Origin of the sequence: Denitromonas halophila (genome assembly GCF_007625155.1) — a bacterium.
Taxonomy (GTDB): domain Bacteria; phylum Pseudomonadota; class Gammaproteobacteria; order Burkholderiales; family Rhodocyclaceae; genus Nitrogeniibacter; species Nitrogeniibacter halophilus.
Genome location: NZ_VMNK01000023.1, coordinates 1 through 16,120 on the forward strand (window position 1 = coordinate 1; position 16,120 = coordinate 16,120).

The window sequence follows — 16,120 nt, forward strand, 5'->3', positions numbered from 1 at the left end:
CGGGCGTGCCACCCTCGGCCTGCTTGAGAATGGCGATGATCTGACTGTCTGAAAAACGCGATGTCTTCACGTAGAACTTCCTCCTGCTGCAAGTGGAAAATTCTACTTCTGGCGGCGACTAATTTCCGGGGGGATTACCCCCCGTCGCGACTCTAGCGGCATACCTCGATTGCATCGTGACAATATTCACCATGGAAAGCTGCCCATTCGTCGTATCCTTAGGCCATTCTCCGGCCAGAGCCATGATGAAAAATGGGTCGCTATTCACTTCGACTCACAGAGCGGCTGGCTTGATGGAGAACCAGTAAAGCAGTTTGAGGGATCGATGTCATCGAAAACAGATATTCCACTGGTTGTCGATCTGGATGGCACGCTCACGCCGACCGATACACTGATCGAGTCGTTGATCAAACTGATCAAGTTATCCCCGCTCAACTTCGTGTGGATTGCGCTATGGCTGCTCAAAGGAAAAGCGCTCTTCAAAGAAGCCGTTGCCGGAAAAGTACGCATCGCGTCAGAGCACCTGCCCTACCGCCAATCCCTACTGAACTATTTGTCCGAGCAAAAATCCGGGGGACGGAAAATCGTGTTGGCGACGGCTGCACATCGATCGATCGCCTTAGCGGTGTCTGAGCACCTTGGCCTCTTTGATGCAGTACTTGCGACAGAAAACAGTATCAATCTGAAGGGTTCGGCGAAACTGAGTGCAATTCAGGCGCATGTTGGTGATCGGTTCGTCTATGCCGGTGACAGCGCAGCAGATTTGCCGATCTGGCGCGCAGCGGAATCAGCCATCCTGGTCTCTGTATCGCCGAGTCTTGCCAAAAACGTTCGGAAAATCGTTGCGATTGAGCAAGAGTTTCCTGCGGACACTGGTGGTATCACGGTGTGGCTTCGGGCACTTCGCGTTCATCAGTGGTCAAAAAATTTATTACTGTTTGTACCACTCCTGACAGCTTTTTCATTCTTTGATATCAGTAAATTATCTGCTGTTGCGGTTGGGTTTCTGTCGTTTTCGTTTGCAGCATCTGCTACCTACATCGTCAATGATCTGCTTGATCTAGACAACGACAGATCCCACCCTAGAAAGCGGCTACGGCCGTTCGCAAGCGCCTCCATTCCGATATCGCAAGGGCTATGCGCCGCTGCCGTGGCGCTGACGCTTTCGTTGGCAATGGCGCTGTATGTATCAGCCGCCTTTGCACAATTGCTTCTGCTCTACCTGATCATCACAAGCGCCTATAGCTGGATACTGAAGGAGTACGTCATCATCGACGTGATCGTCCTGTCCTTGCTATATACCCTGCGCATTCTGGCCGGCTCCGTGGGCTCCGGCATCCCTACCAGCTCTTGGTTGCTCGCATTTTCCGTATTCATTTTCTTGAGTCTGGCGCTCGTCAAGCGATGCGCCGAACTCATCGCACTTGAGGAGATGGGGAAGGACGCAACGCAGGGGCGTGACTACCGTGTGACCGATCTGTCCGTCATCTGGCCGTTGGGGGTCGGGGCCGCACTATGTTCAGTCGTTATCTTCGGCCTCTTCATAAGCGACGCCGCGACAAGAGCTCGCTATGCAACCCCTGACCTCCTTTGGCTGGTAGCTATTGGTTTGATCTACTGGCTGACGAGACTCCTCATCAAAACGTCACGAGGTGAGATGTATGACGACCCGATCGTTTATGCCGTCAAGGATTTCGGAAGCCGCATCACCGTAATTGGTCTGATCACCCTGATGCTCACAGCGCATTTCATGGTGATCGAAAGCACGTAGCTATCTCTCCTTCGGCAGACAGGGTGCGCACGTCTTCAACGAAAGCATCAGCTGCAAGCCGCCTCAAGATTGGAATGCCGCATGAAAGTACTATTCGCTGCCCTACTTAGCATTTTTTTGTCGGTTTCTGCGCAGTTCTTCCTGAAAGCGGGGATGACATCCTCTGTTGCAAAGCAATTCAGTGAAAACTCGCTAAGTGCGAAATCAATTTTCGAGCTCGCAACGAACATGCAGATCGTGACTGGATTCGCCCTATATGGCATCGGCGCAATCGTCTGGCTCTCCGTGCTGGCTCAATGGGATGTCAGCAAGGCATACCCAATGGTCGGGCTGGGTTTTGCCCTGACGGTTGCCGTCGGCCTTTTGATGGGCGAACAGATCACACTGCTTCGATTTGTTGGGGTAAGCATGATCTGTATCGGCGTGGCGATGGTCGGTCACAGCTAGCGGGTCGCGCGTGGGCTCAGCACACGGGCGCATCACCCATCTGAACGAGTACTCACACTTTTCTCGAAGACTAACGTCAATGTATAGCGCTCCTAAATTAACCGGGCACCGCGAATGGATATGGCTTTCATTGGTCGTTTGCGTCGGGCTTGCGCTGAGAGCCGCAGCGATAGTGCTCTACAGCCACACGCCGGAAAGTGATGAACTAGCTTATACGAGCATGGCGCTGAACCTTGTCACCGGAAATGGAATCGTCGACCTTCAGGGCGATCACGCAATGTACAGCGTGGGCTACCCGTTATTTGTTCTCGCACCGATCTTTTCATTATTTGGAGACAACATCCTTGCGGCAAGGATTGCCAACCTGATCCTGGGTGGCCTGTCGATTGTCCTCTGCTACCAAGTTGCAAAAGAAGCCGGCGGTAACAGAGCAACACGCCTCATCGCTGCTTCAATATGGGCCGTCTACCTGCCTGCGAGCGTCTACAGCGTCTACGTTTTAAAAGAAAATCTCATGGTTCCTCTGATGTTAGGAGTCATGTGGTGCGCGCTCAGACTATCAAAAACCCCCTCGATGGCCCCCTCTGTGGCTTGTGGCCTGCTATTCGGCGCGCTTGCCTTGACGGGAAGTGCGGCGCTATCACTGGCGGGCGCCGTCGCATTTGCACTCTGGCTCAGTCCAGCACCGACCTCGCGCCGCACGGTATTACTTCTTTGTATTCTGGCTGGCGCAAGCGCTATATCGGCGCCGTGGATCGCCCGGAATATGAACGTTCTGGGCGCGCCCGTGCTAAACACCAACGGCGGCTTCAATCTCTACCTGGGCAACAATCCGTCGGCTACGGGCATGTTTGTCTCTATTGTCGACACGCCTCGGGGAAAGAACTGGGAAGCTTTCCGGCGCGCCCAAGGAGAGGTCAAAGCATCCGAAGCGCTGAAACAGGACGCGATCACCTGGATAACGGAGAACCCAGGAGACTTCACCGCCTTGGCACTCCGGAAGGCCATGTATTTCTGGACACCACCTTTTCATACAGGCAAAGGCGAACCAAGCCGTGCCGAAACCATTGTTCGTGGGTTGTGGGCGATCCAATTTGTGATCCTGCTGTTGGCGGCACTTGGCAGCGCAGCACTGTGCCGGGCAAATAGAGGGCAACTCGCAACGCTATGGCTTGCCATAGCTGGCTACACCGCGGTGCACATGTTGTTCTATGTAATATTCCGATACCGTGAGCCCATCATGCCGGTGGTGGGTATCATTGCCGCATTCGCAATTGAATCCCTATTTTCGGCCCTGGGACGTTCAAGAGGCAGGGCCTCTCAAACGCCTAAGCCCAAGGTGGCACCGCTGAAAACCAATTCTTGACGAGCCTGCCAAGACACTCGCCAGTCTAATTTTCCCTACCGTGCTGCATCACGCTTCCCGCTAGGACCAAACTTCGCCGAGGTTCTGGGTACGACCGGTCAGACACCGTATGGCTAACATGCACCAACCGCCGCACCGGTGATCTCCATTGGTGCGGCGGCCGTATGCCTCAGCCCGGTCCCAAAATATGATGCCGCCGCAAGGCTTCAATCACCTGGTCCGCTGACGCCTCAACCGAATTGCCGACGGTTTTGAGTCGAACCTCCGCATCTTCCGGCGCTTCATACGGCGAATCGATACCCGTGAAGTTCTTCAACTCACCCCGTCGCGCCTTTTTGTAGAGCCCTTTCGGGTCGCGCTCTTCGGCGACTTCGAGCGGGGTGTCGACAAACACTTCGAGGAATTCGCCCTCTTCCACCAAGCTGCGCGCCATACGCCGCTCGGAGCGGAAGGGCGAGATGAAGGCGGTGATGACGATCAGGCCGGCGTCGACCATCAGCTTTGCGACTTCGGCCACGCGGCGGATGTTCTCGACGCGGTCGGCGTCGGTGAAGCCGAGGTCCTTGTTCAAGCCGTGGCGGACATTGTCGCCATCGAGCAGGTAGGTGTGACGGCCCATGGCGTGGAGCTTCTTCTCGACCATGTTGGCAATCGCCGATTTGCCGGCGCCCGAGAGGCCGGTGAACCACAGCAGGCAGGGTTTCTGGCCTTTCATGCCGCCGCGCGCGGCTTTGTCGACATCCACATGCTGCATGTGGATGTTGTGCGAGCGGCGCAGGGCGAAATGGATCATGCCGGCGCCGACGGTGCTGTTGCTCAGCCGGTCGACCAGGATGAAAGCGCCGGTATCGCGGTTGTCGGCGTAGGCGTCGAAGGCGATCTGGCGGTCGAGGCTGAGGTTGCACACCGCGATGCCGTTGAGATCGAGCTTTTTGGCGGCGACATGCTCCATGGTGTTGACGTTCACCTGATACTTGATTTCGGTAACCGTCGCCCTGACCATTTTGGTGCCGATCTTGAGCAGATAGGCGCGGCCGGGCAGCAGCGGTTCGTCATGCATCCAGACGATGGTGGTTTCGAACTGATCGGCCGAGCTGGCCGGGTGTTCAGCGATGGAGATGACGTCGCCACGAGAGACATCGATCTCATCGGCCAGCGTGAGTGTGATCGACTGGCCGGCCACGGCCTGCGGCAGATCGCCATCATGCGTGACGATACGCGCGACGGTGCTTTCCTTGCCCGAGGGCTGAACACGGATGCGGTCGCCCGGCTGGATGACGCCGCTGGAGACGGTGCCGGCGAAGCCGCGGAAATCGAGATTGGGACGGTTCACCCACTGCACCGGCAGGCGGAACGGCGCCTTCTGCATGCGCTCTTCATCGATCTCGACGGTTTCGAGAAAGCCCATCAGCGTGGTGCCATGATACCAGGGCAGCTTGTCACTGGGGGCGATGATGTTGTCGCCCTTGAAGGCCGACAGCGGGATGAAGGTGACATCCTCGATGCCGATCCGGGCGGCAAAGTCGCGGTAATCCTCGACGATCTTGCGGTAGGTCTTTTCCGAGTAGTCGACCAAGTCCATCTTGTTGATGGCGACCACGATGTGGCGGATGCCGATCAGCGACACCAGGTAGCTGTGGCGTCGGGTCTGCGTGAGGATGCCCTTGCGCGCGTCGACCATCAGGATGGCCACGTCGGCCGTCGAGGCGCCGGTGACCATGTTGCGGGTGTATTGCTCGTGCCCCGGCGTGTCGGCGACGATGAACTTGCGCTTGTCGGTCGAGAAGAAGCGGTAGGCCACATCGATGGTAATGCCCTGCTCACGCTCGGCGGCGAGGCCATCGACCAACAGGGCGAAATCGATATCCTCGCCTTGGGTGCCGTACTTTTTCGAGTCGGCTTCAACCGCAGCCATCTGGTCTTCAAACAGCATTTTGGATTCGAACAACAGGCGCCCGATCAGGGTGCTCTTGCCATCGTCCACGCTGCCGCAGGTGATGAAGCGCAGCAGGCTTTTGTGCTCGTGGCTACGCAAGTATTCGCCAATATCGGAGGCGATGAGATCGGATACGTGGGCCATTAAAAGTACCCCTCCTGCTTTTTCTTTTCCATGGACGCGGCCGAATCGTGGTCGATCACCCGCCCCTGGCGCTCCGAGGTTTTAGTCAGCAACATTTCCTGGATGATCGCCGGCAGCGTGTCGGCTTCGGATTCCACCGCGCCGGTCAGCGGATAGCAGCCCAGGGTGCGGAAGCGCACCTTGCGCATCATCGGCACCTCGCCGGCCTTGAGCGGCATGCGCTCGTCGTCGACCATGATCAGCGCGCCGTCACGCTCGACCACCGGGCGCTCCGCCGAGTAGTACAAAGGCACAATGGGGATGTCTTCAAGGTAGATGTATTGCCAGATGTCCAGCTCGGTCCAGTTCGACAGCGGAAACACCCGCATCGACTCGCCCTTGTGCTTGCGGGCGTTGTAGAGCTTCCACAACTCGGGGCGCTGCACTTTGGGATCCCAGCGGTGCTGCGCGCTGCGAAAGGAGAAGATGCGCTCCTTGGCGCGCGATTTTTCCTCGTCGCGCCGGGCGCCGCCAAAGGCTGCATCAAAGCCGTACATGTCGAGCGCCTGCTTGAGCCCTTCGGTCTTCATGATATCGGTGTGGATCGCCGAGCCGTGGGTGAAGGGATTGATGTCCTTCTCGACGCCTTCGGGGTTGATATGCACCCGCAAATCGAGTCCCAGCTCCTTCACCATCTTGTCGCGGAAGCTGTACATCTCGCGAAACTTCCAGCGCGTATCCACATGCAGCAGCGGAAACGGCGGCTTGGCCGGGTAGAAGGCCTTCATCGCCAGATGCAGCATCACTGCGCTGTCCTTGCCGATTGAATAGAGCATGACCGGGTTGTCCGCCTCGGCCACCACCTCGCGCATGATGTGGATGCTTTCGGCCTCAAGCCGTTGCAAATGGGTCAATGTCATTGCTGTCCTCTTGCGAAAACCGTGTTGATCGTCGCTGGCCGATTGCGCCAACGCCGCATTGTTCGAATCATACGATACTGCCGGCGGTGCCTCGGGCACGCGATGGCGCACCAGCACCAGTCGCGCCGTATTGGCCATCAGCCAGCCAGCCACCGCCCCGACCTGCGTAATATCGGCCCCCACCCAGTGCAACTGCAATGGCCGCGCAGCCAAAGCGCACATCCGTTCCAGAAAATCGACCACGGCCGGCGCCTGCAACGGCACGGCGACGATACGCCAATACAAACGGCCGCGTGGTCCACGCGCAAACAGCACGGTCCGCGTCGTGTCCAGGCGCTGCTCGCCACACCAAAAGCGCGCGCGCGAATCAAGCGCCGAGGGCTCAGCCGCATCGTGTTTGGCAGATGCGCGAAGAATGGTTTGCCAGTCGGGCGGATCAATGCCCCAGCTCGCCACATACCGCGCCACCGTGCGCTCACCCAGGTCAATATCAAAACGACGCACCAGCCAGCGGGCAACCGCCTGATGCTGCCACAGCCCGCCCGCCTCGCCAGCGCTCTCCGGCGAGCACGCCAGAAACGCGTCGCGAATCTCGGCTTCGATCGCCTTGTCGATCGCGCGACCACTCCCGACCGGCCGCCCCTGCGGACGGACATCAACGCCCGCCCAACCTCCCTGCGCAAATGCTTTCGCCGCAGCGACAACCGTCGGCACCGACAGACCCGTCGCCGCCGCCACCTCGGCCAGGGTTCGCCCCTGTCGGCGCAACTCAACCGCCCGACGCCGGGCCTGGTTCAGCGCATCACCGGTCAAACGCGGCGGCATGGATCATTCAATCGAAGTGGCATAGTGATATATTAAACATTTATTTGCTCCAACTCAGTGTTAAATAATTAACTGCAGCGTCGCCAACAGGGCACTTCTGCATTAACCTGCCCCATCAACCCCGCCCACGGAGTCCCAGAATGCTTGATCGCCTCGCCCTGCTCGACCGCCTGATACCCATCGTCCGCGATGCCGGCGAGCTGATCATGACGATCTACGGATCGGACTTCTCGGTGCGCGGCAAAACCGATCAATCACCGGTCACCGAAGCTGACGAGCGCGCCGAAGCCTTGATTCTGCCCGCCCTCGCGGCGCTGCTGCCCGGCACCCCCATCGTGGCCGAAGAAGCCGCCGCCGCCGGCAAGATCCCGAGTGTTGGAGAACGTTTCTGGCTGGTCGACCCGCTCGACGGCACCAAGGAATTCATCAGCCGCAACGGCGAGTTCACCGTCAATATCGCCTTGATTGAAAACGGCCAGCCGACCGTCGGTGTCGTGTTGGCGCCCGCGCTGGGCCGCCTGTTTGCCGGTGCGGTCGGCCACGGTGCTTTCATCGAAGACACCGACGGTCGCCGTCCAATCACCGTCCGCAGCGTGCCGCCCGAAGGCCTCACCGTGGTCGCCAGCCGCTCTCACGGCGACGCCACGGCGCTCGACGCGTTCCTGGCCGGACGCAAGGTCGCCGAACTGCGCGGCGCGGGCTCATCACTCAAGATCTGCCTGGTCGCCGCCGGTGAGGCCGATCTCTACCCGCGTCTGGGCCGCACCATGGAATGGGACATCGCCGCCGGTCATGCCGTGCTGTCGGCCGCAGGCGGGCGACTCACCCGCGCCGATGACGCACCGCTGACTTACGGCAAGCCCGACTTCGCCAATCCGCATTTTGTCGCCGCGGGCGCGGCTAACTGACCGGCGCAACGCCCTTTCATGACCGCCACCTGGGTTCTGCTCTCACTTGCCCTGCTGGTCGCGCTGCTGGTGCATGGCCGCCTGTCTCCAGCACTGCTATTTTGTGGCTGGGCCGGTGGCTACCATCTGCTGGGCTTGATCAGCGAGCGAGAACTCCTTGAGAGCTACGCCAACCCCGGGCTGGCCGTCTTGCTCTTGTTGCTGCTGATCTCGCTGGTACTGGAACGCGCGCCGCTCATCGAGCACTTCTCGGACACGCTCCTCAAGGGCGGCGAACGCCTCGCCACCTTCCGCATGTGTCTGATCACCGCGGCCTGCTCTGCCTTTCTCAACAACACCGCCGTGGTCAGCACCTTGCTGGGCACCATCACCCGCCAGCGCCATCACCCCGCGTCGCGCTTGCTGCTGCCGCTGTCTTACGCAGCCGTGCTAGGCGGCATCACCACGCTGGTCGGCACCTCCACCAACCTGGTGGTCAATTCCTTCGCCGAGCGCGCTGGCTTGCCATCGATTTCGATGTTCCAAATGACCACGGTCGGCGTCCCCGTGGCCCTGGCGTGCATCGTCTGCCTGACGCTCGTCGCCCGCTGGCTACCCGTGCGCACCGGCGACGACGGTGGCCCGCGCCAGGCCTATTTTCTGGAAGCCCGCCTGACAGCCGGCTCGCCCCTCATCGGTCGCAGCATTGAAGCAAACAAATTGCGCAACCTCGACGGACTCTTCCTGGTTGAGATCGTTCGCAGCGGACGGCTCATTTCACCGGTGTCGCCCGAAGAAATCCTGCATGCCGACGATGTGCTGATCTTCACCGGTGAAGTCGAGAAAATGCAGGTCATCGACCGCTTCCCCGGCTTGCAGGTGTTCGGCACGCGCGCCGATGATCTGCTGCGGTCAAATCTGGTTGAAGTGGTGATTTCCAGCGATTCGGAACTGGCGAACCGGACCTTGCGCGAGGTCGATTTCCGCACCATGTTCGATGCGGGCGTAGTCGGCATCCGCCGTGGCGACAAACGCCTGACCGGTCAACTCGGCCGGATACCGCTCCGGGTCGGAGACGCCTTGCTATTGGCAGCTGGCGCCGATTTTGCACAGCACCGCAATCTGGCACGCAACTTTCACCGTGTGGGCGGCGCCCCGCTGCACCCGAAGCTCACCAATCCGCAAACCCGCTGGGTGGTCGGCGGATTCGCCAGCGTGATCATCGCTGCCGCCACCAACGTGCTGCCCCTGTTTGCTGGGCTGCTGCTCTTGCTTGGCGCCTTTCTGGCCAGCGGCCTGCTCTCGATGGCTGAGATTCGTCGGCGCTTTCCGTTTGAACTGATTCTGGTCATCGGCGCCGCCCTGGCCATCGCACGCGTGCTCGAATCCTCGGGCGGCGCAGCGATCATCTCGGACGTTGTCGCCCATGTTTTTGGCGATCTGGGCGTGTGGGGCGCGTTCATCGGCATCTACCTGATGACCGTGGTCCTCACCGAAGTAGTCACCAACAACGCTGCCGCCGCGCTGGCCTTCCCCATTGCGCTGTCGACCGCCCACGCCTTCGGCGCCGACCCCACCCCGTTTGTGATGCTGGTGGCCTATGGCGCCAGCGCCGGCTTCCTGATCCCCTTCGGCTATCAAACCCACCTGATGGTCTACTCGCCAGGGCGCTACCGGGTGATGGACTTCGTGCGCACCGGCACACCGGTCGCGCTGGTCTATGGAACGGTGGTACTGCTGCTGGTGCCGCGGGTGTTTCCGTTCTTCCCCTGAAAGCTCAGCTCGACAACAGATTCTGTAGAAGCCTTAAACCGAAACGATACTTCGTTCGGTCCCACGGCGTGAAGCGCGGGAGTTGGAACACATCGCTATCGCGCTTGGCGACGCCCCAAACCGTTGCCACGGCCGCATCAAAACCCAGCTCAGCCGCCAGCCTGGCATGCTCTGAGCGATAGTCTTGCTCAGGCTTTCCGTTCGGATAAGCGAACAAACCAATGCGTTCACCGAGCAAGGCTTCAAGCTGCGTCTTGCTATCCGCCATCTCTTGTCGCGCCGAATCCAGCTCGGTGGTAGCAAGAATGGGATGTGTCACGGTATGCGCCCCCACCCCCATGCCAGCCCGATGCCACGCCTGAAGCTGATCCGAACGCATCATCAAATCATCTGGCAACATCGCTTGCGAGGCATTGGCAATCGCCGCCACCTGCGCTTGACGCGAATCTGGCGGAAGGTGCTTGGTGCGCGGAATCAGGTAGTCAATTGCTTGGCGCTTTTCGGCAATCGTCCCGGTCGCGATCACGCCGAGACCGATCGCGGACAGATCAAGTTGAGCGAGTGGTGTACGACGTACCGATTCAATCACCGTATCGTTCCACATGCGGCCACCATCCAGGAACCCGGTCGCCACAAACAGCGTCGCCGACGCGCCATGTCGCTGAAGGATCGGCAACGCATGGGTGAGGTTATCCGCGTAGCCATCATCAAAGGTAATGGCGGCCGCCCGAGCCGGCAGGTCACCCCGCCGCATTTGGTCAATGGCCTCGGCGAGCGGGACGACACGAAACCAGCGGCAAATCCACCCGAGCATCCGATCAAACGCGGCAACATCCACTTCGGCCGGAAACAAGGGGTCAGGCGTCGGCAATACCCGATGAAAGACAAAAATGCTCAAGCGGGCGTTACCGCCCCGGGTACTGGCCAGATGAAACGCCGATCGCATCAACATCACGAATCTCAACCCGTCGCAACGATGGAGGAGCGTTGGTGAGATGGCGTCTCACCATTTCCCACCTCAGCAGAAGGCACGACGTCTTCTGGCGCCTTGACCAACACTTCTTTTGCATAGCGCTCGGTCGCAAGCAGGATAATCATCAGATAGAACGGCATATCCCAGTAAGCAAGACTCAGGAAGGCGCCCCCGACTGCAAATCCGACCAAACTCACTTTGGTCATGTTCCCAAGCATCGCAACCCACTCGAAGCGGGCACCACGCCCTTCCATCGCGGCCAAACGGCCGGCCACGCGGTAGGTCAGGATCCAGAAAAGCAGGTATAGCCCCAAACCGATGTAGCCATGGTCGCCGAGAACCTGAAAATAGATACTGTGTGCTACAAAAACCCAATCGGGATTAGGTGCATAGGCGTTGAAAACAACGGGCGAAGCCGTAGCGAAACCAGCGCCAAAAATGCGATCGTTCGCGATATTGATGGCCATATGCCAAGCGTTGATCCGACCCAGCGCCGACAAATCCTCCTGATAAGTTTCAATCGTTCCCATACGGGAAAACCACTCTTCCGGCATCAAAAGAAGAATCGCCGGCGTCAGGGCCAGCAACAAAAATCCCATCGACACCTTAGACCGGCTGCGCCACCACATCATGGCCGCCATGGCAACAATCGCCAGTAGCGCGCCGCGGGAATGACTGCCGATGACGGCAACCGCACACAACAAAATCGACACCATCAAACCCCGACGCAACCATTTCTCCGGCAGAAATCGAACCAACACAAATTCACGCGCGACGGTCGCCTGCTTTGCAAGAAAATAGAGAAACGGGATAGAGATAATCAGCGCCAATGCGAGTTCATTGTTACCTTCAACCAGACTTGAGGGCGGCCCCCACACGCGAAACTCCCCGCCCGTCGTCAGGGTGAAAATGCCGCCTTTAACACCAAAAAAGGCGATGGACCCCGCAACGACCCAGATCAGACCAATAATCTGTTCGCGATTGGCTACAAGTGCGCCAACCACCAGTGTCATTCCCAGTACCTTGAGCACGTCGATAAGCTTGGCCTGACTGGGCTCGGGCAGCATGGCGGTGAACGATGTCAACGTCATCCAGAGAATCATCAAAACCAGCACAACGACAGGGGCCCCGGATTGCCACCGTATCGAGCGTGTGGAGAACAACATACCCAGTGCGATGATGACCACTGAAGCCATGGCAAAAGGCAAGCTGTACGCAAAACCCCAGCCTAGGCGGTGAGGGTTCATCAAACCGATCCAGACCCACAGCAAAGCGCCATAATACGGCCGCTTGAGCGCAACAACCGCTCCCACAATAAATAGGACGGTGACAATCAGATCCCGCACGTTGCAACTCCTGTATTCATCACCCTATCTACCCTGCAATCTTGCTAATGACATAGCGGAACTTGCCAGAGCGCTCTGGCGCCACTTGCGCCACCTGCTCCACCACGATCTCCACCGAGGCGCCGAGGCGCGCCTGCAGGCCAGATTGAATCGACGCAACATCCCGGTCCGAAAAGCCTTCGCCCGGCTCTACCTGAACCCGCGTCAGGGTCAGTGTTTCCTGAATGATCTTGAACGCTCGCACAGCGGGAATATCGCGCAATACGTATATCAGTGACAGGCCATGCATCACGGTGCCATCGAGCGCGATGACAAAATCCGTGCTCCGGCCCTGGATTTCTTTCAATACCGGCAAGCCGCGACCACAGGCACAGGGCGTGTCATCAAGTACGCCAATATCCCCGGTGCGATAGCGGATGAACGGAAAATCACGCGTCGCCAGATGGGTCACGACGATTTCACCGGACTGCCCTGACGGCAACACCTGGCCCGACGCGTCGACGATCTCGACGACAATATCTTCGGCCGTAATGTGCATGCTGCCCGACGGGCACTGATGCGCTATGAAGCCGGCATCGCGACCGCCGTAGCCGTTGGCCACCGGGCAGCCAAACAATCGCTCGATGCTTTCGCGCTGGTCATCGTACAAACGTTCAGAGGTCACAAACACCACCCGAACGCCCAGGTCATCCAGCCGGATACCCCGCTTTTCGGCATGCCGGGCAATATGGCTGATCGCTGACGGATAGCCAAACAACATAGCCGGACGACGCGCGCGAATGCGGGCCACGAAACCGTCGAGCTTCGTCTCCGACATTTCAAACGCCGGCATCAGTTCGGTACGCATCAGCGCATCGCGGAACTGACGTACCCGGTCCTGTGCCCCAAGTTCAATCGGCGAGCCCCAAACGACAATCTCACGATCACCAATATCGACATCCCACCATCGCGTGGCGCGCCATTTTGCGGCCACATCGTGGGTCACACGCTCATCACCGATGAAAAATATCAGCGGCTCACCGCTGGAGCCGCCGGTATTAAACCGCGCCAGCCCACGTGCATCGTCCGCACGCAAAGCGTCAGTATTGGCTCGGATGACCGGTTTGGTCAGGAAGGGCAATCGCTGCAGGTCGGCCACACGGCTGATCGTGGCCGGATCGAATCCCGCCGCCGAAAAGACTTGCCGATAGTACGGAACATGCGCGCTAACATCCGACAGAAAAGCCCTCAGACGATCGAGTTGAAAGGTTTCGAGTCGCGCCGCAGGCCACCATTGGGAGGCCTCCATCGCGCGGCGCACGCGCACGGTGTCGTGCTTCTTGAGCCGCTCCTGCAAGGGAAACACCGCCTGAGACACAAATCGCGTGTAGACACTCATGACCGCGCGCCCTCCACCGAAGAATCGACCGCCGGCAAACCGCCCAAGGCCCGTCGATACACCGCCAGCCACTGAGCGCTGACCGACGCCCACTGATAGCGCACCACATCAGCAAGCCCGGTCTTGACCAGGCGTTGTCGCAAGGCCTCATCCTCCAGCAAACGAACCACCGCCTGCGCCATCGGCGCCGGTGCGTCAGGCCGCACCAGCAATGCGGTTTTCTCGTGCTCGACGATATACGGCACGCCGCCGACGTCAGTCGACACCACAGCAACACCACTGGCCAGCGCCTCGAGTACCGAATTGGGCATGTTGTCGACGCGGCTGGCATTGATCATGACATCCGCCGAGCGATAGAGATCGGCCATCTCATCCCGATCCAGGCGACCGGTAAATCGCACGGCGGAGGCAATGCCCAGCGCCTCGGCCTGCGCCTGCAAACTGGTCAACTGCGGCCCGGATCCGGCCACCGACAACGTCGCCGAAGGCACCGTCTGGCGAATCTGCGCAAAGGCCTGCAGTGCCACGTCGATGCCATAGATAGTCTCAAGATTTCTCGCGACCACGATGTGAGGTGCCGTGCCAGCGACGGCCGCGCCAGACGGGCGAAAACGCTCGAGATCGATGATGTTCGGCACGATCTCGCCCGCCATGCCATAGCCTTGAAACACCGCCTGCAAATAACCCGATGGCAGGACCAGCGCGGCCACGTGGCGCATGGCCCGGCGCACGACACCGGCCGACCCACTCAGAAAGCTTCCGGCTTCACCACCACGATAATTCACGACCACGGGCACCCCACGCAAGCGGGCCACGACAATCGCTGGCGCCGCAAACAAATGCCAGGACCAGCCGGAATTCGCCATAAGATGCATCAACCGACCCTGGCCGCAGGCGCGCCACAGATCGACGAGATACGGCACCAGACGAAACCCCGCCCGCACACCGGGCAATCGACCGGCCCACTGCGGACGATAGGCCGCGTTGGTTTGTACCACCGTGACCCGCGCGCCCTCGCTGCGCAACAACTCGGCCAGCTGACGCGTCTGATTGGCCATGCCACCGGCAGGCGGCGGCAAGGGCCCAACAACAACGAGACTCAAAGACTTGAAGCTCATGCAACGTCAGCGCCGGCCAGACGACCGTAGACCGGAATGTAGTTCGCCACGCTGTTCTTCCAGTTGCGGACCTCTTCCACAAAGTGGCGACCGGCCACGCTCATTGCACCCCATTGGTCGCGGCGATCGAATAGCGCACAGATCGCATCGGACAGCGCCCCCGCATCTCCCGCCGGGAACAACACGCCGGTTTCACCGTCGCGAATCAGCTCGCGATGACCACCGACATCCGAAGCAACGAAGATTCGCCCCTGCGCCATGGCCTCCAACGGCTTGAGCGGCGTCACCAGTTCGGTCAGGCGCATCGCGTGGCGCGGATAGGCCAGCACATCAATGAGATCGTAGTAACGCTTGACCTCGCTATGCGGCACCCGCCCCGGCATGATCACCTTGTCGGCGACACCCAAAGCCGCGGCCTGAGCGCGCAAACGGGTCTCTTGGGAGCCCCCCCCGACCAGCAACAAGCGCAGATTGGGACGCTGGACGAGCATCTGCGGAAACGCATCCAGCAACAGATCGAGGCCCTCATAGGCATAGAAGGAACCGATAAACCCGACGACATCACAGCCATCGAGTCCGAGCTCGGTCTTGAGCACGGCATCGGGCACGCCGCAGGGTTGAAACTGCGTGACATCGACCGCATTGGGAATCACGGTCACTTTGCCTGCCGGAATCCCCCGCCCGACGATGTCCTTGCGCAAGCCTTCGCAGATGGTGAACACATGGTCGACATTGCGCAGCGCATAGGTCTCGAGCGCCCGCGTCAGCCGATAACGCACACTGCCCTCGTGAGTCGAGCCATGGTCCACCGCCGCGTCTTCCCAAAAGGCGCGCACCTCATAGACCACCGGGATGCCACGACGGCGGCCCACGCGCAAGGCAGGCAATGCATTGAGCACCGGCGAGTGCGCGTGCAGCACATCGGGCTGAATCTGCGTCACCAAAGCGTCAAGTCGCTGCTCGGTGGCTTTCATCAACGCCATTTCACCCACCACCGGCCACTGCATGGCAGGCACGGGCGTGCGATGAAACAGCAGGCCGTCCACTTCTTCGGACGCTGCGCTGCAAGCCCCCTGCTTCGGCGAGGTCAGGTGATGAGTTTCCCAGCCAAGCGCACGTTGCTCGCGCAGCAAGTTGGCTGTGCGGAAGGTGTAACCGCTGTGCAAGGGAATGGAGTGATCTAGGATGTGAAGCGTTTTCATGCCCGGAAAACAATCGCTGCTATCGGGGAATCAGGGTAACGTACTTTGACCGAAC

At 59.7% G+C, this 16,120-nt stretch carries 12 protein-coding genes; 5 read left to right on the top strand and 7 right to left on the bottom strand.

Going from position 1 to position 16,120, the window contains the following annotated elements:
* Window positions 1–169 precede the first annotated feature (169 nt).
* From FHP91_RS20090 to FHP91_RS20100, 3 genes are all read left to right on the top strand, one after another.
* Window positions 170–1,771 (top strand): UbiA family prenyltransferase, encoded by a 1,602-nt coding sequence (locus tag FHP91_RS20090; protein WP_246116386.1) that lies wholly within the window; start codon window positions 170–172, stop codon window positions 1,769–1,771.
* A gap of 81 nt (window positions 1,772–1,852) precedes the next feature.
* Window positions 1,853–2,218, top strand: a complete 366-nt coding sequence (locus FHP91_RS20095; protein WP_144311258.1) for a hypothetical protein — start codon at window positions 1,853–1,855, stop codon at window positions 2,216–2,218.
* 79 nt (window positions 2,219–2,297) lie between these two features.
* Window positions 2,298–3,584 carry an ArnT family glycosyltransferase gene (locus tag FHP91_RS20100; protein WP_144311259.1) on the top strand — a complete coding sequence of 429 codons (1,287 nt, stop codon included), beginning with the start codon at window positions 2,298–2,300 and terminating at the stop codon, window positions 3,582–3,584.
* A 169-nt stretch (window positions 3,585–3,753) separates the two neighbouring features.
* Here FHP91_RS20100 and cysN read toward each other — a convergent pair whose 3' ends face one another.
* On the bottom strand, window positions 3,754–5,664 hold the full coding sequence (gene cysN, locus FHP91_RS20105) for a sulfate adenylyltransferase subunit CysN (RefSeq protein WP_144311260.1): 1,911 nt from the start codon (window positions 5,662–5,664) through the stop codon (window positions 3,754–3,756).
* Complete coding sequence (gene cysD, locus FHP91_RS21555; protein ID WP_281281813.1) at window positions 5,664–6,614, bottom strand: sulfate adenylyltransferase subunit CysD; 951 nt, start codon at window positions 6,612–6,614, stop codon at window positions 5,664–5,666. Before cysD ends, cysN begins: the two co-directional genes overlap by 1 nt.
* Window positions 6,615–7,528: 914 nt before the next feature.
* On the opposite strand from cysD, the gene cysQ reads away from it, so the two are divergent.
* Both cysQ and FHP91_RS20120 read left to right on the top strand, forming a co-directional pair.
* Window positions 7,529–8,296, top strand: a complete 768-nt coding sequence (gene cysQ, locus FHP91_RS20115; protein ID WP_144311262.1) for a 3'(2'),5'-bisphosphate nucleotidase CysQ — start codon at window positions 7,529–7,531, stop codon at window positions 8,294–8,296.
* An 18-nt stretch (window positions 8,297–8,314) separates the two neighbouring features.
* Window positions 8,315–10,048, top strand: coding sequence for an SLC13 family permease (locus tag FHP91_RS20120; RefSeq protein ID WP_144311263.1), 1,734 nt, complete (start codon window positions 8,315–8,317; stop codon window positions 10,046–10,048).
* 4 nt (window positions 10,049–10,052) lie between these two features.
* Here the strand turns inward: FHP91_RS20120 and FHP91_RS20125 are convergent, their stop codons facing one another.
* The 5 genes from FHP91_RS20125 to FHP91_RS20145 are packed head-to-tail and all read right to left on the bottom strand — an operon-like array spanning window position 10,053 to window position 16,065.
* Window positions 10,053–11,000: a polysaccharide deacetylase family protein gene (locus tag FHP91_RS20125; protein WP_144311264.1), complete on the bottom strand. Its 948-nt coding sequence runs from the start codon at window positions 10,998–11,000 to the stop codon at window positions 10,053–10,055.
* A gap of 8 nt (window positions 11,001–11,008) precedes the next feature.
* Window positions 11,009–12,367 carry a putative O-glycosylation ligase, exosortase A system-associated gene (locus tag FHP91_RS20130; protein ID WP_144311265.1) on the bottom strand — a complete coding sequence of 453 codons (1,359 nt, stop codon included), beginning with the start codon at window positions 12,365–12,367 and terminating at the stop codon, window positions 11,009–11,011.
* A 28-nt stretch (window positions 12,368–12,395) separates the two neighbouring features.
* Entirely contained in the window at window positions 12,396–13,745 is a 1,350-nt protein-coding gene (locus FHP91_RS20135) for a phenylacetate--CoA ligase family protein (protein WP_144311266.1), read from the bottom strand.
* Window positions 13,742–14,863, bottom strand: a complete 1,122-nt coding sequence (locus FHP91_RS20140; protein ID WP_144311267.1) for a glycosyltransferase family 4 protein — start codon at window positions 14,861–14,863, stop codon at window positions 13,742–13,744. The genes FHP91_RS20135 and FHP91_RS20140 overlap by 4 nt, the downstream gene beginning before the upstream one ends.
* Window positions 14,860–16,065 (bottom strand): TIGR04063 family PEP-CTERM/XrtA system glycosyltransferase, encoded by a 1,206-nt coding sequence (locus FHP91_RS20145; RefSeq protein WP_144311268.1) that lies wholly within the window; start codon window positions 16,063–16,065, stop codon window positions 14,860–14,862. Before FHP91_RS20145 ends, FHP91_RS20140 begins: the two co-directional genes overlap by 4 nt.
* Between the last annotated feature and the right edge of the window lie 55 nt (window positions 16,066–16,120).